Origin of the sequence: Martinezella hainanensis (genome assembly GCF_900094555.1) — a bacterium.
GTDB lineage: Bacteria > Pseudomonadota > Alphaproteobacteria > Rhizobiales > Rhizobiaceae > Rhizobium > Rhizobium hainanense.
The window spans coordinates 801,129-827,106 of sequence record NZ_FMAC01000002.1 but is presented as its reverse complement, the minus strand read 5'-3'; the positions used below and the strand labels follow the sequence as shown (position 1 = coordinate 827,106).

The 25,978-nt window shown below is 59.4% G+C and carries 21 protein-coding genes; 9 read left to right on the top strand and 12 right to left on the bottom strand.

What is annotated here, in order from left to right:
* Nucleotides 1-275: 275 nt before the first annotated feature.
* From GA0061100_RS10455 to hspQ, 3 genes are all read left to right on the top strand, one after another.
* Nucleotides 276-614: a P-II family nitrogen regulator gene (locus tag GA0061100_RS10455; RefSeq protein WP_015339877.1), complete on the top strand. Its 339-nt coding sequence runs from the start codon at nt 276-278 to the stop codon at nt 612-614.
* Between the two features lie 63 nt (nt 615-677).
* Nucleotides 678-2,087 carry a type I glutamate--ammonia ligase gene (glnA, locus tag GA0061100_RS10450; protein WP_075852575.1) on the top strand — a complete coding sequence of 470 codons (1,410 nt, stop codon included), beginning with the start codon at nt 678-680 and terminating at the stop codon, nt 2,085-2,087.
* Between the two features lie 203 nt (nt 2,088-2,290).
* Nucleotides 2,291-2,620, top strand: coding sequence for a heat shock protein HspQ (hspQ, locus tag GA0061100_RS10445; protein ID WP_075852574.1), 330 nt, complete (start codon nt 2,291-2,293; stop codon nt 2,618-2,620).
* A gap of 143 nt (nt 2,621-2,763) precedes the next feature.
* On the opposite strand, the gene GA0061100_RS10440 is transcribed toward hspQ, so the two are convergent.
* The gene (locus tag GA0061100_RS10440) at nt 2,764-3,423 is read right to left on the bottom strand and encodes an invasion associated locus B family protein (RefSeq protein WP_047633354.1); all 660 of its coding nucleotides are present in this window, start codon (nt 3,421-3,423) and stop codon (nt 2,764-2,766) included.
* 264 nt (nt 3,424-3,687) lie between these two features.
* On the opposite strand from GA0061100_RS10440, the gene GA0061100_RS10435 reads away from it, so the two are divergent.
* Together GA0061100_RS10435 and GA0061100_RS10430 are read left to right on the top strand one after the other, a co-directional pair.
* The gene (locus tag GA0061100_RS10435; RefSeq protein WP_075852573.1) at nt 3,688-5,499 is read left to right on the top strand and encodes an extracellular solute-binding protein; all 1,812 of its coding nucleotides are present in this window, start codon (nt 3,688-3,690) and stop codon (nt 5,497-5,499) included.
* Nucleotides 5,500-5,591: 92 nt separating this feature from the next.
* Nucleotides 5,592-6,263 (top strand): DsbA family oxidoreductase, encoded by a 672-nt coding sequence (locus GA0061100_RS10430; RefSeq protein ID WP_075852572.1) that lies wholly within the window; start codon nt 5,592-5,594, stop codon nt 6,261-6,263.
* Nucleotides 6,264-6,345: 82 nt separating this feature from the next.
* Here GA0061100_RS10430 and GA0061100_RS10425 read toward each other — a convergent pair whose 3' ends face one another.
* On the bottom strand, nt 6,346-6,933 hold the full coding sequence (locus tag GA0061100_RS10425; protein WP_208621525.1) for a TetR/AcrR family transcriptional regulator: 588 nt from the start codon (nt 6,931-6,933) through the stop codon (nt 6,346-6,348).
* Nucleotides 6,934-7,102: 169 nt separating this feature from the next.
* On the opposite strand from GA0061100_RS10425, the gene GA0061100_RS10420 reads away from it, so the two are divergent.
* The 3 genes from GA0061100_RS10420 (at nt 7,103) to GA0061100_RS10410 (ending at nt 9,534) form a co-directional block, all read left to right on the top strand.
* Nucleotides 7,103-7,525, top strand: coding sequence for a RidA family protein (locus GA0061100_RS10420; RefSeq protein WP_075852672.1), 423 nt, complete (start codon nt 7,103-7,105; stop codon nt 7,523-7,525).
* 150 nt (nt 7,526-7,675) lie between these two features.
* Nucleotides 7,676-8,590 carry a 4-hydroxybenzoate octaprenyltransferase gene (gene ubiA / locus GA0061100_RS10415; protein WP_075852571.1) on the top strand — a complete coding sequence of 305 codons (915 nt, stop codon included), beginning with the start codon at nt 7,676-7,678 and terminating at the stop codon, nt 8,588-8,590.
* A gap of 146 nt (nt 8,591-8,736) precedes the next feature.
* Nucleotides 8,737-9,534, top strand: a complete 798-nt coding sequence (locus GA0061100_RS10410) for a class I SAM-dependent methyltransferase (RefSeq protein WP_075852570.1) — start codon at nt 8,737-8,739, stop codon at nt 9,532-9,534.
* Nucleotides 9,535-9,546: 12 nt separating this feature from the next.
* Here GA0061100_RS10410 and mfd read toward each other — a convergent pair whose 3' ends face one another.
* Together mfd and GA0061100_RS10400 are read right to left on the bottom strand one after the other, a co-directional pair.
* Nucleotides 9,547-13,047, bottom strand: a complete 3,501-nt coding sequence (mfd, locus tag GA0061100_RS10405) for a transcription-repair coupling factor (protein WP_075852569.1) — start codon at nt 13,045-13,047, stop codon at nt 9,547-9,549.
* Complete coding sequence (locus GA0061100_RS10400; RefSeq protein ID WP_075852671.1) at nt 13,044-13,358, bottom strand: FAD assembly factor SdhE; 315 nt, start codon at nt 13,356-13,358, stop codon at nt 13,044-13,046. The genes mfd and GA0061100_RS10400 overlap by 4 nt, the downstream gene beginning before the upstream one ends.
* A gap of 173 nt (nt 13,359-13,531) precedes the next feature.
* Between GA0061100_RS10400 and recG the strand changes: the two genes are divergently transcribed.
* Nucleotides 13,532-15,637: an ATP-dependent DNA helicase RecG gene (gene recG / locus GA0061100_RS10395; RefSeq protein WP_075852670.1), complete on the top strand. Its 2,106-nt coding sequence runs from the start codon at nt 13,532-13,534 to the stop codon at nt 15,635-15,637.
* Between the two features lie 42 nt (nt 15,638-15,679).
* Here recG and GA0061100_RS10390 read toward each other — a convergent pair whose 3' ends face one another.
* From GA0061100_RS10390 to ytfR, 8 genes are all read right to left on the bottom strand, one after another.
* Entirely contained in the window at nt 15,680-17,167 is a 1,488-nt protein-coding gene (locus GA0061100_RS10390) for an esterase-like activity of phytase family protein (RefSeq protein WP_208621528.1), read from the bottom strand.
* Nucleotides 17,168-17,405: 238 nt separating this feature from the next.
* Entirely contained in the window at nt 17,406-18,104 is a 699-nt protein-coding gene (locus tag GA0061100_RS10385; RefSeq protein WP_075852568.1) for a DUF502 domain-containing protein, read from the bottom strand.
* A 175-nt stretch (nt 18,105-18,279) separates the two neighbouring features.
* The gene (gene glmS / locus GA0061100_RS10380; protein WP_075852567.1) at nt 18,280-20,106 is read right to left on the bottom strand and encodes a glutamine--fructose-6-phosphate transaminase (isomerizing); all 1,827 of its coding nucleotides are present in this window, start codon (nt 20,104-20,106) and stop codon (nt 18,280-18,282) included.
* A 118-nt stretch (nt 20,107-20,224) separates the two neighbouring features.
* Nucleotides 20,225-21,586 (bottom strand): bifunctional UDP-N-acetylglucosamine diphosphorylase/glucosamine-1-phosphate N-acetyltransferase GlmU, encoded by a 1,362-nt coding sequence (gene glmU / locus GA0061100_RS10375; RefSeq protein WP_075852566.1) that lies wholly within the window; start codon nt 21,584-21,586, stop codon nt 20,225-20,227.
* 101 nt (nt 21,587-21,687) lie between these two features.
* Nucleotides 21,688-22,434 (bottom strand): FadR/GntR family transcriptional regulator, encoded by a 747-nt coding sequence (locus tag GA0061100_RS10370; RefSeq protein ID WP_075852565.1) that lies wholly within the window; start codon nt 22,432-22,434, stop codon nt 21,688-21,690.
* A 16-nt stretch (nt 22,435-22,450) separates the two neighbouring features.
* Complete coding sequence (yjfF, locus tag GA0061100_RS10365; RefSeq protein WP_075852564.1) at nt 22,451-23,419, bottom strand: galactofuranose ABC transporter, permease protein YjfF; 969 nt, start codon at nt 23,417-23,419, stop codon at nt 22,451-22,453.
* The gene (locus GA0061100_RS10360; RefSeq protein ID WP_075852563.1) at nt 23,416-24,444 is read right to left on the bottom strand and encodes an ABC transporter permease; all 1,029 of its coding nucleotides are present in this window, start codon (nt 24,442-24,444) and stop codon (nt 23,416-23,418) included. The genes yjfF and GA0061100_RS10360 overlap by 4 nt, the downstream gene beginning before the upstream one ends.
* Complete coding sequence (gene ytfR / locus GA0061100_RS10355) at nt 24,441-25,964, bottom strand: galactofuranose ABC transporter, ATP-binding protein YtfR (protein WP_075852668.1); 1,524 nt, start codon at nt 25,962-25,964, stop codon at nt 24,441-24,443. The genes GA0061100_RS10360 and ytfR overlap by 4 nt, the downstream gene beginning before the upstream one ends.
* Nucleotides 25,965-25,978: the final 14 nt, after the last annotated feature.

Genomic DNA, 25,978 nt, shown 5'->3' with positions numbered 1-25,978 from the left:
GCATTTGCATAATAATTAAACAATAAGATTCAAGGCGTTGCGGAAGCACAAACCTACCGCGCATAGCTGTTTTTTGCGAAATTTTGCTTATCCCACGCATTTCAGCGCGAAATCGCTTCCATTTTTCCGAAAAATCCTCATCAATTCATCGTCTCGGCGCGAATTCGTCGGGATTTTTTACGGCAGCTCGTTTTCAATTGGCATGATACGTGCATTACGTTGGCCGAGCGGGGAGTAGTCCTGCTGTATCAGGAGAAGCGGAGAGACATTTTCTCATGAAAAAGATCGAAGCGATCATTAAGCCCTTCAAGCTCGACGAAGTGAAGGAAGCCCTTCAGGAAGTCGGCCTGCAGGGTATCACCGTCACGGAAGCAAAGGGCTTCGGTCGTCAGAAGGGCCACACGGAGCTTTACCGTGGCGCCGAATACGTCGTCGACTTCCTACCGAAGGTGAAGGTCGAAGTTGTACTGGCGGACGAAAATGCGGAAGCGGTGATCGAAGCCATCCGCAAGGCTGCGCAAACAGGCCGTATCGGCGACGGAAAGATTTTCGTTTCCAACGTGGAAGAAGTCATTCGAATCCGCACCGGCGAAACGGGCATCGACGCCATTTAATCCGCCCGGCCATTTTCGGCCGCGGCTCGTTTAATCGTCATCTAAGTCAAGGGAAGTAATTTAATGACGACCGCAAGCGAAATTTTGAAACAAATCAAGGACAACGACGTCAAGTTCGTAGACCTGCGCTTTACGGATCCGAAGGGCAAGCTCCAACACCTCACCATGGATATCGTCTGTGTCGACGAAGATATGTTCGCCGATGGCGTCATGTTCGACGGCTCCTCGATTGCCGGTTGGAAGGCCATCAACGAATCCGACATGGTGCTGATGCCTGATCCGGACACGGTCCACATGGACCCGTTCTTCGCGCAGTCCACCATGGTCATCCTCTGCGACATCCTCGATCCGGTGTCCGGCGAAGCCTATAACCGCGATCCGCGCGGCACCGCCAAGAAGGCTGAAGCCTATCTGAAGGCCTCCGGCATCGGCGACACCGCCTTCTTCGGCCCGGAAGCCGAATTCTTCGTCTTCGACGACGTCAAGTACAAGGCCGACCCGTACAACACTGGCTTCAAGCTTGATTCCAGCGAGCTGCCGTCCAACGACGACACCGACTACGAGACCGGCAACCTCGGCCACCGTCCACGCGTCAAGGGCGGCTACTTCCCGGTTCCGCCGATCGACAGCTGCCAGGACATGCGCTCGGAGATGCTGACGGTTCTGACCGAAATGGGCGTCGTCGTCGAAAAGCATCACCACGAAGTCGCGGCCGCCCAGCATGAGCTTGGCATCAAGTTCGACACTCTGGTGCGCAACGCCGACAAGATGCAGATCTACAAGTACGTCGTGCATCAGGTCGCCAATGCCTATGGCAAGACGGCAACCTTCATGCCGAAGCCGATCTTCGGCGACAACGGCTCGGGCATGCACGTTCACCAGTCGATCTGGAAGGGCGGCAAGCCGACCTTCGCTGGCGACGAATATGCAGGCCTGTCCGAGAGCTGCCTCTACTACATCGGCGGTATCATCAAGCATGCCAAGGCGATCAACGCCTTCACCAACCCGTCGACGAACTCCTACAAGCGCCTCGTCCCGGGCTACGAGGCTCCGGTTCTGCTCGCCTATTCGGCTCGCAACCGTTCCGCCTCCTGCCGCATCCCGTTCGGCTCGAACCCGAAGGCAAAGCGCGTCGAAGTCCGCTTCCCTGACCCGACCGCCAACCCCTATCTCGGCTTCGCAGCCATGCTGATGGCTGGCCTTGACGGCATCAAGAACAAGATCCATCCCGGCAAGGCCATGGACAAGGACCTCTACGACCTGCCACCGAAGGAACTGAAGAAGATCCCGACGGTGTGTGGTTCGCTGCGCGAAGCTCTGGAAAGCCTGGACAAGGACCGCAAGTTCCTGACCGCCGGCGGCGTCTTTGACGACGACCAGATCGATGCCTTCATCGAACTGAAGATGCAGGAAGTCATGCGCTTCGAAATGACCCCGCATCCGGTCGAATACGACATGTACTACTCGGTCTGATATCGGATACGAAAGCCCCGGTTTGCCGGGGCTTTCTTCACAATTGGGCGGCCGGAGGCAGGTCGCCGCCAGATTGCGTTTTTACATTGGGCTATCGCTCGGTGAACCAGGCGGAATGTGACAGTTCAATGAAGGAATGGGGGCAAAATCCTTGATATCAGTGGTGAAAGTCACCACATGATTACCTGAAAGGAGGTCGTGCCATGAAACAACGAAACGCAAAATTCAATATTGGCGACGTGGTTCGACACCGGATGTTCCCCTTCCGTGGTGTCATCTTCGATGTCGATCCGGAATTCGCAAATACCGAGGAATGGTGGAATTCCATTCCGGCTGAAGTGCGGCCCGACAAGGACCAGCCCTTCTATCACCTTCTCGCCGAAAACGACGAGACGGAATATGTGGCTTATGTATCGGAACAGAATCTCGTGAACGACGAAAGCGGTGTTCCCTTGCGCAATCCGCAAGTCGCTCAGATCTTTGATAAGGCCCCGACCGGGCAGCTCAAGCCCAAGATGAGCTTCGCCCACTAATCGCCGGTCAAATCAACATTATCTCAAAGGGAAGGTGCTCCCAACGCCTTCCCTTTTTTGTTTGCGCATCATAGTCGATTACCGCAAAGAAAAAGCCCGGATCGCTCCGGGCTTTTTCCTTCATAGAACGAAATTCCGCCAGCTTACTGCTGCTTGGCAGCCTTCTGCGCGTCTTCGAGCTTCTTGCGGGCTTCCTCGGCCTTCTTCTGCATGCTGTCCTGCAGGCTCTTCTGGCTTTCGGCAAGCTTCGAGTCGGAGATCGCCGGGCCGTCGAAGGCGGCGCCGAAGCCGGTCAGCGAGATCTTGATCGGGTTCGGAGCGCGGCGGAAGTTGACCGAGGTGAAGGTCACGTCGGTGCCCTTCTTCAGCGAAGCGATCATCGCGTCGGTGACCGGGACTTCGGCGGTGCATTTGTCCGGCAGGCAGACGGCGTAGTCGAGCTTCTGGCCCTTGCCGCCATCGACCTGCATGGTGATGCCGGGCGGGATGAGGCGAGCGGTCGGAACCGAGATCTGCAGGATCTTGCGGTTGACCTTGCCGTCAACGGAGATGAGGCCGACAGCCGTCACGAGCTGGCCGTTGTTCGCCATGATCAGGTTCTGCACGATGCAGATATCGGCATCGTCCTGCTTGGTGCAGGTCTTGTACCAGCCGAGACGCGGCTGATTGGGATCGCCGCCGCCGTCAGCCGGAGCTGCGTTGGACGCATCTTGAGCAAAGGCGGCAGCCGGCATGGCCGCGCCGATCATGAGAGCCAGAGCAGAGAGACCTGCCCGCATTTTGTTGTCAGTCTTGAACATCATAGCGAAACCGCCTCCTGAAATCCGCTGCGGGACGACAGCGTGCCGTCCCATGCTATTCGGGTCAAACCGTCGTCCACCTGTCGAATGAATAAGGCAAATACATGACCCGAGAAACCCGGCACCCCTGTTACATCGCACTGGCAAGGATATCCAGCTTTTCTTTGGCCTTTTCTGCCGAGTCCTAAGATTTCCGCAGTCGCGTGTTGAATTCGGCACGCTCATGATAATGTTCGGCCGAATCGTACCCTTCCCGGAAAGGATGCCATGCAAGCGCTCCGGATCGCTGCCTTCCTGTTCTTCGCAACCTTGTGCAACGCCGCGGCGGCTCAGCCGCTTTACGGCATCGCCATGCACGGAGATCCGGCGTTGCCGGCAGGCTTCAAGCATTTTCCTTACGTCAATCCAGATGTCAAAAAGGGCGGCCGCATCAGCTATGGCGTCGTCGGCACTTTCGACAACCTCAACCCCTTCATTCTGAAGAGCATGCGTACCACGGCGCGCGGCATGTGGGACCCGGAATACGGCAATCTCCTTTATGAGCCGCTGATGGTGCGCTCGCGCGACGAGCCTTTCACGCTTTATGGGCTACTGGCGCAGACGGTCGAATGGGACGACAGCCGAAGCTACATTCAGTTCAACCTCAATCCAGACGCCAAATGGTCGGATGGGCAACCGGTGACGCCGGACGACGTGATCTTCACATTCCAGCTTCTTCGCGACAAAGGCCGCGTGCCGTTCTCATCCTGGCTTGAGACCATCGCCAGCATGGCGAAGGTCGGCGAGCACAGCGTGCTGATCCGCTTCAACGAGAGGGCCAATCGCGAAACGCCACTCATTATCGCCTCGTCGCTGCCGATTCTGCCGAAGCACGCGACCGACACCGATAGTTTCGATCAGACGTCCCTCCGCATTCCGGTCGGCTCCGCCCCTTACAGGATCAAGAGCATCGATCCGGGCCAGCGTATCGTTTTCGAGCGCCGCCCCGACTATTGGGGCAAGAACCTTCCGTCAAAAATCGGCATCGACAATTATGACGAGATCACTGTCAATTACTTCCTGCAGGACACGACACTGTTCGAAGCCTTCAAGAAAGGCGATGTCGATATTTATCCTGACGGCAGCCCAGGCCATTGGCAGCAGGCCTACAACTTTCCGGCAGTGACTTCCGGCGCCATCGTCAAAGAGACCTTTACGCCGAAAACGCCGAGCGGCATGCTTGGTTTCGTCTTCAATACGCGGCGGCCGATGTTTGCCGACAAGAACGTGCGCAAGGGGCTGACCCTCGCCTTCGATTTCGAATGGATGAACCGCAATCTCTACTCGAACGCCTATAGGCGCACGCAGAGCTATTGGCAGAACTCCGATCTTTCGTCCTTTGGCGTTCCCGCGGATGCGCATGAACTCGCCATGCTGGGTCCGATCAAGGACCGCATCGATCCAGACGTGCTTGATGGGACCTACAAGCTGCCCGTCAGCGACGGTTCGGGACGTGACCGCAAGATCCTGCGCAAGGCGGTGGCTCTGCTCAAGGAAGGCGGCTATACGATCCGCGGCGAGAAAATGGTCGATAAGAACGGCCGCCAGCTCAGCTTCGAGATATTGACCCAAAATGCAGACCAGGAGCGCATCGCAATCCCGTATCGCCGGTCTCTGGAACTGCTCGGCATCGCCGTAACGATTCGCACAGTCGATGATTCGCAGTATCAGCTCCGGACGATCAACTACGACTATGACATGATCATCAAGTCCTACCCTTCGTCGCTATCGCCAGGCATCGAGCAAGTGGGGCGCTGGGGCTCCGTTGCCGCCAAGACCGAAGGCAGCCTCAATTTCGTCGGCGTCGCCGATCCCGATGTCGATACGCTGATGTCGCATTTTCTCACGGCGCATTCAGCCGAGGATTTCCGCGACGCGGTGCGCTCCTTCGATCGGATGCTAATCTCCGGCTACTATCTCGTGCCGCTTTATCATATCGACCAGCAATGGGCGGCGCGGCGCAGCCGCATTGCCCATCCTGACGCTCTGCCGCTCTACGGCTACTATTTGCCGGCCTGGTGGGACGCCTCGGCGCAATGATGCCAGGCGGTTCCCTTTCGGTAACTGGTTGAAGCTATCCTCACAAAGGCCTAGATGGAGGGGAACAGCCCGAAAAGCGAAAGGATAAAACCATGGAACGCATCACGATCGACATCGTCTCGGACGTCGTCTGCCCATGGTGCTATCTCGGCAAGGCCCGCCTGGAGCTGGCGATTGCCGAAGTGCAGGACGAAGTAGGCGTCGACCTCAACTGGCGGCCCTATCGGCTTAATCCCGACTATCCGCCTGAGGGCGTCGACCAGAAGAAGGCGCTCGAGCAGAAGCTCGGCGGCGCGGAGCGTGTCGCGCAAGGGCACAAGATGCTGACCGATCTCGGCCGCGAAGTCGGCATCAAGTTCGATTTCGATGCCATCAAGATCGGCCCCAACACGCTCGATGCCCATCGCCTCATTCATTGGGCCGTCACCGAAAGCCGCGAAAAGCAGGACAAGGTGGTGGATGCCCTTTTCAAGGCCAATTTCGAACAAGGTCGCAATGTCGGCGATCACGCCGTGCTGCTCGACATTGCCGAAGAGGCAGGCCTCGACCGCTCGGTCATATCAACGCTGCTCGCTTCCGATGCGGACCGCGATCTCATCGTCGGCGAAATCGAAGCTGCTCAGAAGATCGGCGTCAACGGCGTGCCCTTCTTCATCTTCGACCAGCAATATGCCGTCAGCGGTGCTCAGACACCGGATGTGCTCGCTGGAGCATTGCGAGACATCGCCAAGATGAAAGCAGACGCTCGCGCCGGAATGAACTAAGCGGGATTCTGCTTTTTCGATTATCGCTGCAAGCACTTCCGCGAAACGCCGACCGCGGAAGTCATCAAAACGATAGCTTGCATCAGGCCTTCACCAGCAATCCCGAAGCCATCGTCCGGAAGGCGTCTATCGCCTTGGGCAGCACTTCCGCCGGATTATCGCTGGCGGCAACCCAGAGGGCAGCATTCAGCGCTGCGCCTGACAGGAGCCGCGCCGCCGCCTCCGCATCGATCGGCTTGACCACCTCTTGTTCCAGAAGCTTTGACACCGTCTGCCGGGTTCCCGCGAGGCAGCTGTTCTGGCTGGGCCATTTCGAGGGATCGCCGAGCACCGCCGGCCCGTCGAGCAGGACGATGCGCTGGACCTCGGGGTCAAGCGCCATCTTGATATAGGCTTCACCTTCCGCAAGCAGACCTTGCCAGCCGCCGCCCGCCTGTGCGCCGATTTCCTTCGCCTGCAACGCCAGCTCGTTGTCGATCTGATAGACGACGGCGGCGAGCAATCCGCGCTTATCCCCGAAATTATGATAGAGCGCACCCCTCGTCAGGCCGACATTTGCCGTCAGTTCGTCCATCGACGCGGCGGCGAATCCTTTTTCGGCGAAGGTTTTTCGCGCGGCGGCAATGAGCTTGTTCCGGTTTTCTTCCATCGTTTCCAGGCGCTTTGCCATACGACCCTCAAATTTCACATACGACCCGTATCTGAAATATTGACATACGCCGCGCATATGAATATCTCACATACACGCCGTATATCAAATAAGGCGGAGCTTTGGAATGGCTGCGCAAGCTTGCGCCCTTCCCATCTTTTCACGTCAACGAGAATGAGAGCCGAATATGATGACGACCAGGAATGCAATTTTCCCGAAGAACAGACATGCGCTTTACGAGGAGCATGGCTACTCCGCCGCGATCCGTTCCAGCGATCTACTGTTCGTCTCCGGCCAGGTCGGCAGCCGCACGGATGGGAGCCCCGAGCCGGACTTTGAAAAGCAGGTCCAGCTCGCCTTCGACAATCTGGGAGCAACCCTGGACGCAGCAGGCTGCACCTTCGACGACATCATCGATGTCACCACGTTTCACACCGATCCTGAGCAGCAGTTCGGCGCTATCATGAGCGTCAAGAACCGGATCTTCAGCGAAAAACCTTATCCGAACTGGACGGCTGTCGGCGTCAACTGGCTGGCGGGATTCGATTTCGAAATCAAGGTCATCGCGCGCATTCCGGATGCTGGGGAGGCGCGCAAGCCGCGGGCGGCGTAAGGTACAGTCGGATTTCGACCCACAGCAAAAGATGGCAGCCGCGGGTCGAAAGTCACATCGCGGCTAAATTGACGCAACCACGCCTCAGGCCGTTGCGACATGTGCCGAAGTCGCTATTTTTCTTCGACGATTAAACTGCGGATTTCGATGATGAACGTTTCCACCCGTCCCGATCTAAGCGATATAAAACTCGGAGACTGGGTGGATCGTCGTTTGCCAGCGGCGTTGAGACCCTACACGCGGCTTGCGCGGCTGGATCGGCCGGTTGGCATTTGGCTGACGCTTTTTCCCTGCTGGGCAGCGCTGATCCAAGCCTCGCATGGTTTTCCAGATCTCAGACAGCTGGCCATCTTTTCGCTGGGCGCATTGCTGATGAGAAGCGCCGGCTCGACCGTCAATGACATTGCCGATCGAAAGTTTGATGGGCATGTCGAGCGCACACGCTTTCGGCCATTAGCGAGCGGACAGATCGGCGTGCCCCAAGCACTCTTATTCCTGGCGGTGGAACTCGCATTGGCCGCTTCGCTCCTCCTCTTCCTGACACCCTACACACGCGTTATCGCCATCTGCGTTCTACCGCTTGTCTTTGTCTATCCGCTCTGCAAGCGCTTCACTTATTGGCCCCAGGCTATTCTCGGCGCGGCATTCAACTGGGGGATGCTGATGGCCTGGTCGGAAGTCACAGGCACAATTCCGGTCGGGGCCGTTCTGATGTGGCTGGGGGCTATCGCCTGGCAGATCGGCTACGATACCGTTTACGCCTATGTCGACGTTCGCGATGATACGCAACTGGGCTTGAAATCGACTGCGATCCTGTTTGGCGCACGCGGCAAGACCTTCATCGGCCTGTTCTACGCCATAGCCGTCGCAGCTTGGTCCGTTGGCGGATGGATGGCAGGCATGTCATTGCCCTATGCGGTTGGAATGCTTGTCATCGCTGCGCATCTCGCCTGGCAGACCTGGCGCCTCGATCTTTCACGCCCTGAGATCAATTATCGGCTGTTTCTGGCGAATATTCTAACGGGCGTATTGCTGGCTGCAGGGGCCTTTGCCGGAACTCTTTAAGCGAACCACAAAGAGAGTTGGTGTTCGATATTTCTCTATTTTGGATTAGCATCGCAACCAACCGGTAGCCGAGACAGGCGAAAGTTGAACTGCGGCAGGAGCAAAGCACTCGGCATTTTCCAATCCAGATCGAAAGGCATCCGGGCATGTCGTCGATAACCTCGATCAACGAAAAGCAGTATGCGGACAGCAGGAAGCTCGCCGCACGCGCACGCCTCAACAGCGAATATACGATTGCCGAAATCGGCTGGTTTCCATGGGTGGCGCAACAGCTTCCGTTGAAATCCGGGGATCGCATTCTCGATATCGGCTGTGGCCCCGGCTGGTTCTGGGCAGCAACGGTAGCGTCACTGCCGAAAAAGCTAGACGTCACCCTTTCGGATCTTTCTCCGGGCATGGTTCAGGAAGCCGTCGAGCGGTGTAAGACCTTGCCGCTTGGCAGCGTCACTGGTGAGCGGGCCGACGCTGCGGCCTTGCCCTTTGCTGACGGTTCCTTTGATGGCGTCATTGCGATGCATATGTTCTATCACCTGCCCGACCCGTTCAAGGCGATCGCGGAAATGCATCGTGTTCTCAAACCGGGCGGCTTCCTGGCGATAACGACCAACGGCGCCGGCAACATGCGCAAGATGTATGAGCTGACCACCGTCTTCGGCAGCCCTCCCTATGATCCCGCCGGTGCGGCTTTCGGCTACGACACCGCGGAACGGCTGATGCAGAGCCAATTCGGCAATGTCAGGATGACCGAGCATCCGGCCCGCCTTCGTGTGACGGAGCCGGAAGACGTGTACCTCGCCCTCACCTCGTACCCTCCCGGCGATGAGGCCGACGAAGCGCAGCTTGCCGCATTTCACAAGGCGATTGCCGAGGCGTTCGAGGTTAGCGGCGGCGTGCTCGAAACCGAAAAGCAAACGGGGCTGTTCGTTAGCCGCACGGAGAGCTGAGAGTTCACCTCCCTACTTCGCCAACTCCGCCAGTTGCGTCATGACAACAGCCGCCCCTTGTAGCCGCTTTTCCGGCGTCGGCAGATCGCGGGTCAGGAACACGCTCTGGTCGGGGCGGATCTTGGCCATCGTGCCCTGCTTGGCGATGTAGCCGACGAGGTTGGCGGGGTTCGGGAATTCCTTGTTACGGAACTGCACGACGACACCCTTCGGGCCAGCGTCGAGCTTCTCGACATTGGCGATGCGGCAGAGCGACTTGATGTAGACGATCTTGAGGAGATGCTGCACCTCGATCGGCAAGGGGCCGAAGCGGTCGATCATTTCGGCGCCGAAACCGTCAATCTCCTTTAGTTCGGTGATCTCGCCGAGGCGGCGATAGAGCGCCATGCGCAGATGCAGATCGGGCACGTAATCGTCGGGGATCATGACCGGCGTGCCGACGGAGATCTGCGGCGACCAGCCGGTGTCCTGGATTTCGTCGACGCCCTTCACCTCGGCGACCGCCTCCTCAAGCATCTGCTGGTAAAGCTCGAAGCCGACTTCCTTGATATGGCCGGACTGTTCCTCGCCGAGCAGATTGCCGGCGCCGCGGATATCGAGGTCGTGGCTGGCAAGCTGGAAGCCCGCGCCAAGCGTATCCAGCGACTGCAGCACCTTGAGCCGGCGCTCCGCCGTCGTCGTCAGCACCTTGTTGACCGGCAGCGTGAAGAGCGCGAAGGCGCGCACCTTGGAACGGCCAACGCGGCCACGCAGCTGGTAGAGCTGGGCGAGACCAAACATATCGGCGCGGTGGACAATCAGCGTGTTGGCCGTCGGCACGTCGAGACCGGATTCGACGATGGTCGTCGACAGCAGCACGTCATAGCGGCCTTCGTAGAAGGCATTCATGATATCTTCAAGCTCGCCGGCCGGCATCTGGCCATGGGCGACGGCCACCTTCAGCTCCGGCACATCCGACTGCAGGAAGGCGTGGATATCGGCGAGATCGGCAAGACGCGGACAGACATAGAAGCTCTGGCCGCCACGATAATGCTCGCGCATCAGCGTTTCGCGGATGACAAGGGAATCGAAGGGCGAGATGAAGGTGCGCACAGCCATGCGGTCGACCGGCGGCGTGGTGATGAGCGACAGCTCGCGCACGCCCGTCATTGCCAGCTGCAGCGTACGCGGGATCGGTGTCGCCGACAGTGTCAGCACATGCACGTCGCTCTTCAGCTCCTTCAGGCGCTCCTTGTGCTTCACGCCGAAATGCTGTTCCTCGTCGATAACGAGCAGGCCGAGATTGGCGAACTGGATGCCGGCGCCGAGCAGCGCATGCGTGCCGACGACGATATCCGTCTTACCCTCGGAAACCTCCTTCTTGGTCAGCGCCAGATCCTTCGAACCGACCAGACGAGACGCCTGCTGCACGCGGATCGGCAGACCGCGGAAGCGCTCGGAGAAGGTCTTGAAATGCTGACGTGAAAGCAGGGTCGTCGGCACGACGACGGCGACCTGCACGCCATTCATAGCGGCGACGAAGGCGGCACGCAGGGCCACTTCAGTCTTGCCGAAGCCGACGTCGCCGCAGACGAGGCGATCCATCGGCCGGCCGGCGCCGAGATCTTCCCTCACCGCCTCGATGGCGTTCATCTGGTCATCGGTCTCGTCATAAGGGAAACGGGCGGCGAATTCGTCATACAGTCCGTCCGGCGTGCTGAGCACGGGCGCATGGCGCGTCAGGCGTTCGGCCGCGACGCGGATCAAGGCGCCGGCCATATCGAGCAGGCGCTTCTTGAGCTTGGCCTTGCGCATCTGCCAGGCGCCACCACCGAGCTTGTCGAGCTGAGCCTCGGTGCCCTCGCCGCCATAGCGTGAGAGCAGATCGATGTTTTCGACCGGCAGGAACAGCTTGGCATCGTCGGCATATTGCAGCTCAAGGCAAGCGTGCGGCGCGCCGGCGGCCTCGATGGTCCGGAGCCCGACGAAACGACCGATGCCATGCTCGGCATGGACGACGATCGAGCCTTCGTCCAAACCTGCCACTTCGGAGATGAAATCGGCAGCGCGCTTGCGGCGCTTGGAGCGACGCACCATGCGGTCGCCGAGAATGTCCTGTTCGCCGATAACGATCAGGTCGCCGGCCTCGAAACCGGCTTCCAGGCTGAGCACGGCCGCTGCCGCCTCGCCCTTTGCCAGGCCGCCGAGATCCTTGAAGGCCTCGATCGTCTTGACGCGCGCCAGCCCATGTTCGGACAGCACCTGCAGGAGGCGATCGAGCGAGCCTTCGGTCCAGGCCGAAATCAGCACCTTGCCGCCCGCAGCTCGCTTGTCGGCAATGTGCTTGACGACGGCGTCGAAGACGTTGACGCGCTCGCTGTCGGCGCTTTCGGTTGCGGAGCGCGCCCAGCGCGGTCCCTGACGGGCATCAAGCTCGATGACGCGGCGTGCCTCGCCCTCATGTTCGTTGAAGGGCGAAATGCGGACGGCGCCGAAGGCATCGAGCGCGTTGCCAAAGGCCTTGCCATCCAGATAGAGCTGGCCAGGCGTCACCGGCTTGTATGGCGTGCCCTGCGCCATCTGTCCCTTGGCGGGTTGACCGGATTGAAGGCGGGCGTCGTAGTAGTCGAAGACGAGCTTGGAGCGCTCCTCGGCTGCCTCGCGCACCGTGTGATCCGTCACCAGCCGGAAGCCCTTGAGATAGTCGAAGACCGTCTCCAGCTTCTCGTAGAACAACGGCAGCCAATGTTCCATGCCGGCGTAACGGCGACCTTCCGACACCGCGACATAGAGCGCGTCATCGCGTGTGGCGGCGCCGAAGGCCGAGAGATAGTTCTTGCGAAAGCGGCTGATCGTATCCGGCGTCAGCGTCACTTCGCTCATCGGATTGAGATCGAGCGAGCGCACCTGCCCGGTCGTACGCTGGCTGGCGGGATCGAAGCTGCGGATGCTTTCCAGCGTATCGCCGAAGAAATCCAGCCGCACCGGCTCTTCCGCGCCCGGAACGAAGACATCGAGAATGCCGCCGCGCACGGCATATTCGCCGACCTCGCGCACGGTCGCCACGCGCTCGAAGCCGTTACGCTCCAGACGAGCGGCGATATCGTCCATCCGGACCTGATTGCCCGGCCGGGCCGAGAATGCCAGGCTCTCGATAATGTCCTGCGGCGCCACCTTCTGCAGCATGGCGTTGACAGTCACCAGCACCACCGCCGCATGCGGTTTTCGATGATGCGCTATCAGGCCGGACAGGGCCGCAAGGCGTCGCGCAGACGTGTCGGAGCTCGGGGAAACGCGGTCATAGGGAAGGCAGTCCCAGGCTGGGAGCGTGAGAACCGGAATTTCAGGCGCGATGAAGCCAAGCATCTGCTCGACATCGGCCATATGCTGGCCGTCGGACATCACATAGACGATCGGCTGGCCGGCCTTTGCCATTTCGGCGATCAGGAACGGCTCAAGACCGGCCGGGACATGACCGATCGTCATCGGCTCGCTGGCGGCGAGCAGCTTCTTCGCGTCGAAACCGGGGATCATTTCGTTAGTCCAAACCTTTCGGCGATCTCTTCGAAATCGGGCTTGTAGGAGGCCAGGCGCTCAAAGAGCGGTGTGCGCAGATGCTGCGGCGTCGGCTCGCTACCGAGGATCCATTTCAGAAGATCATTGTCTTCTTCGGCCATGATGCGCTCGAGCTCATCAAGCTCAGCCTCCGGAAGACCCGGCAACTCATTGTCGGCGAACTGGCCGAAGACCAAATCCATCTCGCGGATGCCGCGATGCCAACAGCGGAAAAGGATGCGCCGACGACGGGGATCGAGATCGGCACTGCTGAGGGTAAGCCCAGTCATCAGGAACACCTTTATGTTGATGGGTCTCTATAAAACCAGCGCTCAAAGGTGGGAACCGGTTTTTCAGAAAAAAGCACCTGCGATGCAATTTTCCGGGGAGTGTTTGACGCAATGAGGCCGAGTTCTTCGCCGCCCCTTGCCAAATGCGCCCTGCCCGTCGCATTTTGCCGGCCATGCGTCCCGCCATCCTCGACCCGCTGTTTGCCTCCATCTCCTCGCTGCCTGGCGTCGGGCCGAAGGTATCCGAGCTGCTGGTGAAACTGCTCGATCGCGAGACGATCGACGATTGCCGCGTTATCGACCTTATCTTCCATGCGCCGCATTCGATCATCGACCGGCGCGAGCAGCCGGGTATCGCCCGCGCGCCGCAAGGCGCCATCGTCACCATTACGGGCCGCGTCGACCGGCACCAGCCCCCGCCGAACCCGCGCAGCAATGTGCCCTACCGCGTCTATCTGCATGACGAAACCGGCGAGCTTGCACTGGTTTTCTTCCGTGGCAAGGCGCAATGGCTCGAAAAGCAGCTGCCGATCGACGAGACCGTCACGGTCAGCGGCAAGGTCGACTGGTTCAACGGCCGGCCGTCGATGGTGCATCCCGACTATATCATGCGCGAAAGCGAGGCGGAGAACCTGCCGTTGGTCGAGCCGGTCTATCCGCTGACCGCCGGCCTGACGCCGAAATTCCTGCGCAAGACCATAGAGGGCGCGCTGCCGCGAATTCCGCAACTGCCCGAATGGGACGATATCGCTCTTACGCAGAAGCAGGGCTTTCCCTCGATCTCTGACAGCTTCCATATGCTGCATGCGCCGCGGGACGCCGCCGATATCGACCCACAGGCGCCGGCCCGCCGCCGGCTTGCCTATGACGAGTTCCTGGCCGGGCAATTGTCGCTCTCCCTGGTTCGCCAGAGGCTGCGCAAGGTTGCGGGGCAGCCAGTGCATGCCACTGGAGAAATCAGCGGCAAGATATTGGAATCCCTACCCTTCTCTATGACGAATAGTCAGCGCGATGCAGTTGCCGAAATTCTCAAGGATATGGCCGGCACGGAGCGCATGCTCAGGCTGCTGCAGGGCGATGTCGGCGCGGGCAAGACGCTGGTGGCGCTGATGGCGATCGCGGCCGTCATCGAAAGCGGCGGCCAGGCCGTGCTGATGGCGCCGACCGAAATCCTTGCCCGGCAACACTTCGCAACGATCTCGAAATTCGCAGCCAGTGTAAACCTTTCCGTCGAAGTGCTCACAGGCCGCACGAAGGGCCGTGAGCGAGATGCCATCCTGGAGCGCATTGCCTCCGGCGAGGCGCAGATCATCATCGGCACCCACGCTTTGTTCCAGGATAGCGTCGCCTATGCCAATCTCATGCTGGCTGTCGTCGACGAGCAGCATCGCTTCGGCGTCCATCAGCGTCTGCGCCTGACCGCGAAGGGCATCTCGCCCCACATGCTCGTCATGACCGCGACACCGATCCCGCGAACGCTGGTGCTGGCCGCTTTTGGCGACATGGACGTTTCCAAACTCACTGAGAAGCCGGCGGGCCGCAAGCCGATCCAGACGATCACCGTTCCGAACGAACGTACCGGCGATATCGTCACCCGCTTGAGAAGCGCACTCTCCGAAGGCAAGAAAGCCTATTGGATATGCCCACTTGTCGAGGAATCCGAAGAATCCGATTTAATGTCGGTCGAGGAACGACATGAGACATTGACCAAGGCGCTCGGCCCCGGCATCGGCCTCATCCATGGCCGTATGAGCGGTCCGGAAAAAGATGCCGTCATGATGGCCTTCAAGAACGGCGAGATCCGTCTCCTGGTCGCCACGACTGTCGTCGAAGTGGGTGTCGACGTGCCGGACGCGACGATCATGGTCATCGAACATGCGGAGCGCTTCGGTCTGGCGCAGCTTCACCAGCTGCGCGGGCGCGTCGGACGCGGCGATGAAGCCTCGACGTGCATTCTTCTCTACAAGGGACCGCTCGGCGAAACCGGCCATGCGCGGCTGTCGATCATGCGCGACACAGAGGATGGCTTCCGGATTGCCGAGGAGGATTTGAAGCTGCGCGGCGAAGGCGAGCTTCTCGGGACACGCCAATCCGGCACGCCGGGCTTTCGCATCGCCAGTCTCGAGGCTCACGCCGATCTTCTGGAGATCGCCCGCAAGGATGCAGCCTATCTCATCGAGCGCGATCCGGAACTGACCAGCGAGCGCGGCGTGGCGGTGCGTACCCTGCTCTACCTCTTCCGCCGCGACGAAGCGATCCGGTTCCTGCGGGCGGGTTGAGCGGATGGACGCGTTTGCCGCGTCCATCTCTGTTTCATCAGATCACTTGGCGGCGAAGCCGGGAATGGTAACCTGGAACACCTGGAACATTGTGTCGACGTCGCCGCCGCCATCGCCCTTATAGGCAGCACCGACCTGAAAGCCGTCCTGGGTCAGGAAGTCGTTGTCGTTGGCAACGAACAGGAAGTAATCGTCCGGCAGCTTCGGATCCTGAATGCTGACAAGCGACATAGCTTCCCACTTTTCCGAGAGATTGTTGCGGTCGTTCGGCGCGCCGTTATGCAGGCCGAAACGGGCCAGATCAGCATCATTGTTGATGTCGATAAACTGGCTGACTGCTGCCGGCTTTACGGATGAATCGAGAACGCCCTTGGGAGCGACCGGCGTGTCGGCATCGAACTTGCCGCCGGCAATATCGGTCGCAGCGGATACGTCGACCGCGACGATGCTGCGGTAGAGCGACTTGTCGCCTTTCACGCCGTAACCGTTGTTGCTATCACGCGCCAGCATCAGGAAGCTTGTCGGCGAAAGCGCAACAATCTCGCTCTGGGCGGCAACGGCCGTCTTGCCCTTCTCATTTGTGAAGACCGGCAGCGGCACGACATATTCATGTACCAGCTTCAGATTTGCTGGATCGGCGGCATCATAGACCAGCGCGCGGGTGTTCTGGCGCGTGGAACTGGAATCGCCACCATCCTGGCGGGTTGCCGACTGCAGCACGGCGATCAGGAATTTGCCATCCGGCGTCAGCGACATGCCTTCCAAGCCCTGGTTGTTCTGGCGGCCGCTGGTCGGATCCTTCGGATCCGGAGCGGTTTCACCGGGGCCGGGATTATTGGAGGCAAAATTGACGACGCCATTGCGCATCGGCAGCAGGGCCGCCGGCGGAGGAGTGGCGGACATCATGCGGCCATCGGCAGCGAAGCGGTAGATATAGGGACCGTACTCGTCGCTGATGAACATCGTGCCGTCAGGCAAATGCGCGACGGCTTCCGTGTCGAGAGAAATCTTACCGTTCGGCGCCTGGGGCAGCAGCGGCATGTTGCCTTCCGCCTTGCGAGTACCGTTCGCCGGGTCGAGACCGGTGGTGTCGGCGCCCTTGTCATCCTTCAACAGCGTCGTATCGACAAGCTTGGCGTCGACGCCCGACTGTTCCTTGCCGGCCGGCGGGGTGATGCCCAGCGCTACGGGCGTCAGCGTGACTTCAATCGTGTTCAGGCGCGGGCGATAATCGGTCGTGCCAACGGCATTGTAGCCGCGGTCCGGCAGCAGCCACAGCGCCCCTTTGTAGGTGCCGTCGGCATTGCGGACCCAGCTCTTGGCGTCGATCGACATGCCAGAACCCGAGCCGAAAGTTTCGCCGAACTTGTCGCGCAGATTGGCCGGGATGCGGCCTACAGCGACGCGGCCCTTGTTGACAAGCGTCACGCCTTCGACCGTCACGGAATTATCTGCAAGCGCCACCACAGGCGCCATTAAAACAAATGTGGCAAATACCGCCGACAGCAGCGGCAGGCTCTTCGAATGCATATATCTCAAGACAATATCCTCCTGATGAAAAGCTTTGTGGAGACAACGGCATCCATCTTCGGCCCGTTTTGCGTCCGCGCCGAAAAACGACTGCCCGGCGCCGGTGCCCCGAACATCGATGCTGAGATACATGCTATTATCTGCCCCAGCTGACGATCTACGTCGTCAATATGATAGAGGCATGACAGTTCGCGCAGGGCGCGAAGATATTGATCCAACTATCGGAAGATGAGCAATTCTAGGTCAAGGACTTTAGAGGAACCGGCTGCCGCAATTCCTTGGCGGGCAACAGTTCCTTATAGTCAGGTGCCACAAGACCGCCCGAGATCAGCAGCTTGGCGCCGTCCTCGGGGCTCATATCGAGCACCGTGATCTTTTCGCGCGGAACGAAAACCAGAAATCCGGCCGTCGGCACCGGCGTTGGCGGCAGGAAAACCGCCACCATGTCCTGTCCCATGGCGTTGAATTTCGAGGCAATCTCGCCCTTGGCATCCGTCGATATGAAGACCATGGACCAGAGACCCGGGCTCGGATATTCGATCAGCCCGACCTTCTTGAACGAGGTGCCCTGCTCCTTCAGCACCGTTTCGAAGATCTGCTTGACGCTCTTGTAGATGGTCCGCACCAGCGGCACGCGATTGACGATCGACTCGCCGACGCGGACGATGCTCTGCCCGATAAGGTTCTTGGCGAGAAAACCGACCAGCGTGATGAAGATCATCGCGATCAGCAGGCCGGTGCCGGGAACAGCAAAATTGAGATAGCTCTCAGGATCGTAGCGCGCAGGAATATAGGGGCGGACCCAGCTATCGGCCCAGTGGACCACCGACCAGGTCAACCAAAGGGTAATGGCAATCGGAGCGCAGATGATCAGGCCGGCCAGGAAATTGTTTCTGATCCGTGTGGTTACGGACATTTTGATGAGTTTTTCAGTCATTCGCCGCTCGAAAACTCCGTTCCGCCGCCTACCCTACCCGGCAAATCCTCCCCACCATCTCCGTAGACGAATCGTGCCAGAAATCCGGGCGGCACACAACCCGCCAGCCGCTTCACCGCGCCGAACTAAGGCCTGGCTCACGACGACGTGACGGGAAGTGCGGGACGGAAAGCGCTTATTCCACGGTGACCGATTTGGCGAGATTGCGCGGCTGATCGACGTCCGTGCCCATGAAGACAGCCGTATGATAGGCAAGCAATTGAATCGGCAGCGAAAAGATGATCGGCGCGATGATTTCGTCGACAACGGGCAAGGTAATGGTCGCCATGGTTGGCAAGGTCGAGGCTGCCGCGCCAAGCTCATCCGTGATGAAGATGATTCGGCCGCCGCGCGCCGCCACTTCCTGCATGTTGGAGACGGTCTTGTCGAAGAAGCGGTCGTGCGGCGCGATGACGATGACGGGCATGTTCTCGTCGATCAACGCGATCGGCCCATGCTTCAGCTCGCCGGCTGCATAGCCTTCCGCATGGATATAGGAAATTTCCTTGAGCTTCAGTGCGCCTTCCATGGCAAGCGGGAAGCTGGTGCCGCGGCCGAGATAGAGCACGTCCTTGAATTTCGAGATCTCTCGCGACAGGCTTTCCATCTGCGGCTGGATGATATTCAGGACATTCGCCATGATGCGTGGCATCTCGACGAGATGACGCACCATCTCTTCCTCATCCTTGGCGCTGACGGTGCCGCGGGCGACACCCGCTCCGATCGCAAGCGACGCGAGAACGGCAAGCTGGCAGGTGAAGGCCTTCGTCGAGGCGACACCGATCTCAGGACCGGCCAAGATCGGAAACACTGCGTCGGATTCACGCGCGATGGTCGATTCCCTGACATTGACCACGGCGCCGATCTTCAGGCCATTGTCCCTGCAGTAGCGCAGCGAAGCCAAGGTATCCGCGGTCTCGCCGGATTGCGAGATGAACAGCGCCGCCTGCGAAGGCGACAACGGCATTTCGCGATAACGGAACTCGGAGGCGACATCGATTTCCACCGGAAGACGCGCATAGCGCTCGAACCAGTATTTGCCGATCAGGCCGGCAAGATAGGCGGTGCCGCAGGCAGAGATTGCAAGACCCGATACGCCGCCGAAGTCGATCGTCGAAATATCCGGGCGCACGCGATGGCTGGCGAAATCGACATAGTGGCTGAGCGCATGGGAGATGACCTCCGGCTGCTCGTAGATTTCCTTTTCCATGAAGTGACGGTGATTGCCCTTGTCGACCACGTAGGCGGTCGCCTGGGAGATCTGCCGCGGCCTTTTCACTTCATTGCCGTTGAAGTCGAGGATGGTGGCGCCGGCATGGGTGACGATGGCGCAATCGCCGTCGACCAGATAGGTGATTTCGTTGGTGAATGGCGCAAGCGCAATCGCATCCGAGCCGAGGAACATTTCGCCCTTGCCGTAACCGACGGCGAGCGGTGGGCCGGAGCGCGCGGCCATCAGCGTGCCGGGATCGTTTTCGAACATCACAGCCAGTGCGTAGGCACCGGTCACGCGGTTCAGCATCTTCAGCATTGCCGCGCGAGGATCGAGGCCGTCACGGATGTAATTCGCCAGCAGGTGCGCGACGACTTCAGTATCCGTCTGCGAGGCAAATACCCTGCCCTCGGCCTTCAGCTCCTCGCGGAGTTCGGAGAAATTTTCAATGATGCCGTTATGAACGACGGCGACGCCTTCGACGAAATGCGGATGCGCGTTCGTCTCATTGGGTACGCCATGGGTTGCCCAGCGCGTATGAGCGATGCCCGTCGTGCCGGGCAGCGGATCGGACTCGAGCCGCTTTTCCAGATTGAACAGCTTCCCTTCCGCACGGCGGCGATCCATCGCGCCGTTGTGGATCGTCGCAACGCCGGCCGAATCATAGCCGCGGTATTCGAGACGCCGCAGCGCATCCACCAAGCGATCCGCTACGGGCTTCGTTCCGACGATCCCAACAATGCCGCACATACAACTCTCCGTCTGGCCTCAAATGATGAGGGCAAGTCCTAATCATTCCTAGCATTTTCTCAATTGGCATAACGGTCACTTTCGATTTCCAACCGTTATACGTCAGTCGCCCAAGGGTTTAGTGGCCACCCTTCTTCGCCGCCTTGATGGCAAGGGCTCTTTCGCGGATCACCTTGGCCCGCTCCGGCTTTACTTCCTGGCGAGCCCGGCCAAAGGCCAGTGCATCGGCCGGAACATCGTCGGTGATGACGCTGCCGGAAGCAATATATGCGCCGTCGCCTATACGGATGGGCGCGACCAGCGATGAGTTGGAACCGACGAAAGCATTGGCGCCGATATGCGTCTGATACTTGTTGACGCCATCATAATTGCAGGTGATCGTGCCTGCACCGATATTGCTGGCCGCTCCGATCGTCGCGTCGCCGATATAGGTCAGGTGATTGACCTTGGCGCCCTCGCCGATCTTGCCGTTTTTGACCTCGCAGAAATTGCCGACCTTGGCGCCGCCGGCGAGATCGGCGCCTGGACGCAGCCGCGCAAAAGGCCCGACCGTCGCGCCGGCGCTGACGTGCGCGCCCTCGATATGCGAGAAGGCATGGATGACCGCGCCGCCCTCAATCACCGCGCCGGGACCGAAGACGACATTCGGCTCGATCAAAGCATCCTGGCCGATCACGGTGTCATAGGCGAGAAATACGGTTTCCGGGGCGATCATGGTCACGCCCGACAGCATCAGCTCATGGCGGCGCCGCTCCTGCCAGAGGCGCTCGATGAAGGCAAGTTCTGCTCGATTGTTGCAGCCAGTCATTTCAACCTCAGGCGCATCGACCGCAACGGCACGGCCGCCCAGCGAGCGAGCGATCTCGACGAGATCGGTGAGGTAGTATTCGCCCTTGGCATTGTTGTTGCCGATACGATCAAGGAGATCCAGCGCCTTGCGGCCATTGATCGCCATCAGCCCACTATTGCACCATTTTATCGCCAGTTCGGCATCGGTCGCATCCTTCGCTTCGCGGATCGCGATCAGTTCGCCGTCCTTGACCAGCAGCCGACCGTAAGCATTTGGATGATCGGTATGAAAACCGATGACGACGACATCGTTGCCGTCGGCCAGTCCCTGGCGGGCGGCACGAAGCGGCACGTCGGTCAACAGAGGGACATCTCCGTAGGCAACGATAACATCGTCATATCCGCGAGCAATCGCCTCGCGCGCCGCCAGCACGGCATGGCCCGTGCCGAGCCGCTCCTTCTGAAGATAGGATTCGACGGTGATACCACCGATCGATGCTGCGGCGCTGACCTCATCCGCATTGCGCCCAACGACCAGAGCCGCGGCCGAAATCTCGGTCTTGGCGATCGCCTCCATGACATGGGCGATCATCGGGCGGCCGGCAATTGGATGCAGGACCTTCGACATCGACGATTTCATGCGGGTACTGTCGCCGGCGGCGAGGATGATGGCGAGGCAGCTGCGTTCCATTTCAAGCTCCGAGATATACGGTCAAGCGCCGCCCGTGACCGGGCGACTCCCCTCATATCAACAAGTCGAGCGATGAACTACGGCGAAATTCAAGGCGACCTTCAGGCCTCGGCAAGAGCCCCGAAAGCTTCGAGGACATGTTGACGCCCATCGATGATGACAAACTCCATCGCCTTATGGGCAGAAAGCCCGTCGCGCGCCGCTATCGCATCAACGATGGCCATATGCGTATCCGCAATATTGGCAAAGCCATTGGTCGAAGGCGGTGCGCTCATGCGAAACATGCCAACGAGTGCAGCCTCGATAAGCCCACCCAGCGATCGCATGAATGGGTTCTGCGAAGCCTCTGTGACGGCCAGATGGAAATGCAGATCGGCGACGGCAAGGCTATCGGAGGTATGATGCGGCGCGGCCATGGCGGCAGCAAGACTGCGAAGCAGCTCGATGTCCTCCCGACTGGCCCGTTCCGCCACCAGGCTCGCGGCAAAGGGCTCGAATGCCATGCGTATATCGTAAAGATGGAGAAGGAACTCCTTGTTGACGCCGCTTTCGAAATGCCAGTTGAGCACTTCGTTGTCGAACATGTTCCAATGGATCTTTTCGGTAACGCGGGTGCCGACGCGGGCGCGCGGCACCACCAGCCCCTTTGCGGCCAAAGTCTTCATGCTTTCACGCAGCACGGTGCGGGATACCTTGAATCGCTGCAGAAGCTCGCTGTCGCCGGGAAGAATGCTTCCGATCGGAAATGCGCCGGAGACGATCGCCTTGCCTAGCTCATCGACCACCTGAGCATGGCTCGTGCGCGATTTCCCCTCTGATTTTCCGGTCTCAAGCAATCGGTCGCGCAAGCGCTCTGTCCTTCCCTCAGACATATCGTCGATTCAAGCGGGAAAGTAGCAGAAGACCCTTCTGCATCAGAATAAAGGCAAACAGCAACAAGCCGATCAATATCTTCGTCCACCAGCTGGAAAGCGTTCCATCAAAGGTGATGTAGGTCTGAATCAAGCCCTGTATGAGAATTCCGATGAGTGTTCCTCCGACGAACCCCGCTCCTCCCGTCAGCAGTGTTCCGCCTATGACCACGGCAGCGATCGCATCGAGTTCGACGCCGACCGTGGCAAGCGAATATCCCGCTGAGGTATAAATGGAAAAAACGATTCCGGATAGACCGGCGAGAAAGCCGGACAGAGCGTAGATCTGGATGGTCGTTTTCCCCACCGGCACGCCCATCAGCTCGGCGGTCTGAGCACCGCCGCCGAGCGCATAGACATTGGCGCCAAAGCGGGTGCGATGCGCCAGCACGATGCCGCCGGCGAAGACGAGCAACATCAGGCCGCCGATCAAAGTCAGCCGGCCGCCGCCGGGCATCAGCCAATAGAGATCGTTGAGCCGAGAATAGAAATCATGCTCGATCGGGATGCTGTCGATCGACAGCACGAAAGCGATGCCTCGCGCCAGAAACATGCCGGCCAGGGTGACGATGAAGGGCGGCATGCTGAGATAATAAATGATGGCGCCCATGCCGGCACCAAAAATGGTCGTGATGACGAGAACCAGGAGGAAAGCGATCAAGGGATGGATCGTCGTGTCACGCAGGACGATCGCCAGGAAAACGCCGGTAAAGGCAATGACCGAGCCAATGGACAGATCGATGCCGCCGGAAATGATCACGAACGTCATGCCAACGGCAGCGATACCGAGGAAGGCATTATCGGTCAAAAGATTGCCGATCACCCGCGTCGACAGCATGTTCGGATATTGCGTCACGCAGCCGGCATAGGCCAGAATGAAGATGACAATCGTCGCAAGCAGCGGAAGATATTTCGAATTCACTTTGCCTGCTCCTTTTGCACCATCTGCCCCTCGCCGCGCCGACGCCAGAAAAACGCAGTTGCAGACTGCATGGCCGGCGACTGGATCACCAGAATGACGATGACGATGATCGCCTTGATCACCAGATTGAACTCCGGCGGAAAGCCGGAGAGCAGGATTCCCGTATTGACCGATTGGATGATCATCGCGCCGATCAGCGAGCCGACGATGCTGAAACGGCCGCCGAGCAGCGAATTGCCGCCGACGACGACTGCCAGAATCGCGTCCAGCTCAAGCCACAGACCGGCATTGTTGGCGTCCGCACCCTTGATGTCGGCCGTAACGATGATACCGGCGATGGAGGCGCAGAGACCGCTTAATGCATAAACCGCGATGAGCAGGACCGGGGTGCGGATACCGGAGAGCGTGCTTGCCCGGCGGTTGATGCCGATGGCTTCGACCAGCATCCCAAGAGCCGTACGCCGAACCAGAGCAATCACCACAAGCGCAACCAGAAGCCAGATCACGACAGGCATAGGCAGTGCGGCAAACGAGCCGCTGCCAAGGAAGATCAGCCCGTCATTGTTGAAGGTGAGGATCGTGCCTTCGGTGATCAACTGCGCGATGCCGCGACCCGCCACCATCAGCACCAGCGTTGCGATGATCGGCTGGATATCGAGCGCGGCGACAAGAAAGCCGTTCCATAGACCGCATGCCAGACCGATACCGATCGTCAGCAACAGCGTATAAGCAAGCGAATAACCGGCAACGATCGATGATGCAGCGACAGCACCGCAGATGGCGATAACCGCGCCGACCGAAAGATCGATCCCCTTGGTGGCAATGACCAGCGTCATACCGATGGACAAAAGTGCCACCGGCGCGCCGCGATTGAGCACGTCGATGAGGCTTCCATAAAGTCTTCCATTCTGAATTTCCAGATGAAAGAATTGCGGGAACATGATGAAATTCAAAAGAAGAATGACCGCGAGCGCAATGAGCTGCGGCATCAAACGAAGCAAAGATGCCTTGATTTGCGAGCTCATGCGTTCTCCTTTGCCTTCTGAGCCGTGGCAATGGCCTCGACGATATTTCCGGCGGTTATCTCGCTGCCGGTCAACTCGGCAATGTGCTCACGATCACGCAGAACGATAACGCGCGAACTATAGGCGACAAGCTCCTCCAGTTCGGACGAAATGACCACCAGGGACATTCCCTGACGGCAAAGGTCTTCAATCAGCCGTATGATTTCCGCATGGGCACCGACATCGATACCGCGGGTCGGCTCGTCCAGGATCAGGAAATTCGGGTTCGTCGCCAGCCATCGTGCGAGAATCGCCTTCTGCTGGTTGCCGCCTGAAAGAAGCCGGATGGGCTTTTCCCGATCGGTCGTGCGGATATCCAACGCCTTGATGTAGCGATCGGCGATAGCGTTCTGCTCGCTGCGTGCAAGAGGTCTCGCCCAGCCCCGCCGCGCCTGCAGCGCCATGATGATGTTCTCCCGAATGGAAAGATCGCCGATGATGCCATCGGTCTTGCGATCTTCCGGGCAGAAGCCGAAGCCGCTCTTGATTGCAGCGCGCGGGCTGGAGAGCACGACCGTATTGCCTTCAATCTTCGCTTCGCCGCTATCGGCACGCTCAACGCCGAAAAGCACTTCGGCCGTTTCCGTGCGGCCGGACCCGAGCAGGCCGGCAATACCGACCACCTCGCCAACGCGCACGTCCATGTCGAATGGCTTGATCTTGCCGCGCTTGCCGAAATTCGTGAAATTATATCGGACCGGGCCGCTTTCCGTCTCGGTCTGCTTCACTGTGCTTTCCGTCTCAGCGAGTTCACGGCCAAGCATCATGGCGATCAGGGTCTGCCTGGGTAGACCCTCCGCTTCGCGCGTGCCGACCAGGCGGCCGTTGCGAAGAACGGTGATGCGATCGCAGATCTCGTAAACTTGCTCCAGAAAATGCGTAATGAAAACAATTCCCAAGCCGCGCTGCTTCAAGCGCCTGACGATGCCGAACAGCATTTCGACTTCATGCGTATCGAGGCTCGCCGTCGGTTCGTCGAGGATCAGCACCTTACCGGAGAGATCGACTGCGCGGGCAATTGCGATGACCTGCTGTATGGCGACCGAGAAGCGGTCGAGCTGGCGGCTGACATCGATATCCATGCCATACTGCGACAGCAGGTCTCTCGCCATGCCGTTCATGATGCGGCTGCTCACCATACCGAACCGCTGCGGCTGACGACCGAGGAATAGATTTTCAGCGACGCTCAGATTGGGCAGCAGGTTCACTTCCTGATAGACGGTTCCGATGCCGAGCTTCTGGGCTGCCAGCGTGTCATGCGGATCGATCCCGGCCCCATCGAGAACCAGAGTGCCGGCGTCACGACGATAGGCGCCGGTCATGCACTTGATCAGTGTGGATTTTCCCGCGCCGTTCTCGCCAAGCAGCGCATGGACCTCGCCGCGCATCAATGTGAAATCGACATGATCGAGAGCGGTCGAACCGGGAAAATACTTACAAAAGCCTGTCGCTGTCAGAAGTCGCTCGACGTCGTGAGCCATAAAACGCTGATGTC

Coding starts and splice junctions, on each gene's coding strand:
- GA0061100_RS10455 (WP_015339877.1), top strand. CDS start 276: ATGAAAAAGATCGAAGCGATCATTAAGCCCTTCAAGCTCGACGAAGTG.
- glnA (WP_075852575.1), top strand. CDS start 678: ATGACGACCGCAAGCGAAATTTTGAAACAAATCAAGGACAACGACGTC.
- hspQ (WP_075852574.1), top strand. CDS start 2,291: ATGAAACAACGAAACGCAAAATTCAATATTGGCGACGTGGTTCGACAC.
- GA0061100_RS10440 (WP_047633354.1), bottom strand. CDS start 3,423: ATGATGTTCAAGACTGACAACAAAATGCGGGCAGGTCTCTCTGCTCTG.
- GA0061100_RS10435 (WP_075852573.1), top strand. CDS start 3,688: ATGCAAGCGCTCCGGATCGCTGCCTTCCTGTTCTTCGCAACCTTGTGC.
- GA0061100_RS10430 (WP_075852572.1), top strand. CDS start 5,592: ATGGAACGCATCACGATCGACATCGTCTCGGACGTCGTCTGCCCATGG.
- GA0061100_RS10425 (WP_208621525.1), bottom strand. CDS start 6,933: ATGGCAAAGCGCCTGGAAACGATGGAAGAAAACCGGAACAAGCTCATT.
- GA0061100_RS10420 (WP_075852672.1), top strand. CDS start 7,103: ATGACGACCAGGAATGCAATTTTCCCGAAGAACAGACATGCGCTTTAC.
- ubiA (WP_075852571.1), top strand. CDS start 7,676: ATGAACGTTTCCACCCGTCCCGATCTAAGCGATATAAAACTCGGAGAC.
- GA0061100_RS10410 (WP_075852570.1), top strand. CDS start 8,737: ATGTCGTCGATAACCTCGATCAACGAAAAGCAGTATGCGGACAGCAGG.
- mfd (WP_075852569.1), bottom strand. CDS start 13,047: ATGATCCCCGGTTTCGACGCGAAGAAGCTGCTCGCCGCCAGCGAGCCG.
- GA0061100_RS10400 (WP_075852671.1), bottom strand. CDS start 13,358: ATGACTGGGCTTACCCTCAGCAGTGCCGATCTCGATCCCCGTCGTCGG.
- recG (WP_075852670.1), top strand. CDS start 13,532: ATGCGTCCCGCCATCCTCGACCCGCTGTTTGCCTCCATCTCCTCGCTG.
- GA0061100_RS10390 (WP_208621528.1), bottom strand. CDS start 17,167: ATGCATTCGAAGAGCCTGCCGCTGCTGTCGGCGGTATTTGCCACATTT.
- GA0061100_RS10385 (WP_075852568.1), bottom strand. CDS start 18,104: ATGACTGAAAAACTCATCAAAATGTCCGTAACCACACGGATCAGAAAC.
- glmS (WP_075852567.1), bottom strand. CDS start 20,106: ATGTGCGGCATTGTTGGGATCGTCGGAACGAAGCCCGTAGCGGATCGC.
- glmU (WP_075852566.1), bottom strand. CDS start 21,586: ATGGAACGCAGCTGCCTCGCCATCATCCTCGCCGCCGGCGACAGTACC.
- GA0061100_RS10360 (WP_075852563.1), bottom strand. CDS start 24,444: ATGAGCTCGCAAATCAAGGCATCTTTGCTTCGTTTGATGCCGCAGCTC.
- ytfR (WP_075852668.1), bottom strand. CDS start 25,964: ATGGCTCACGACGTCGAGCGACTTCTGACAGCGACAGGCTTTTGTAAG.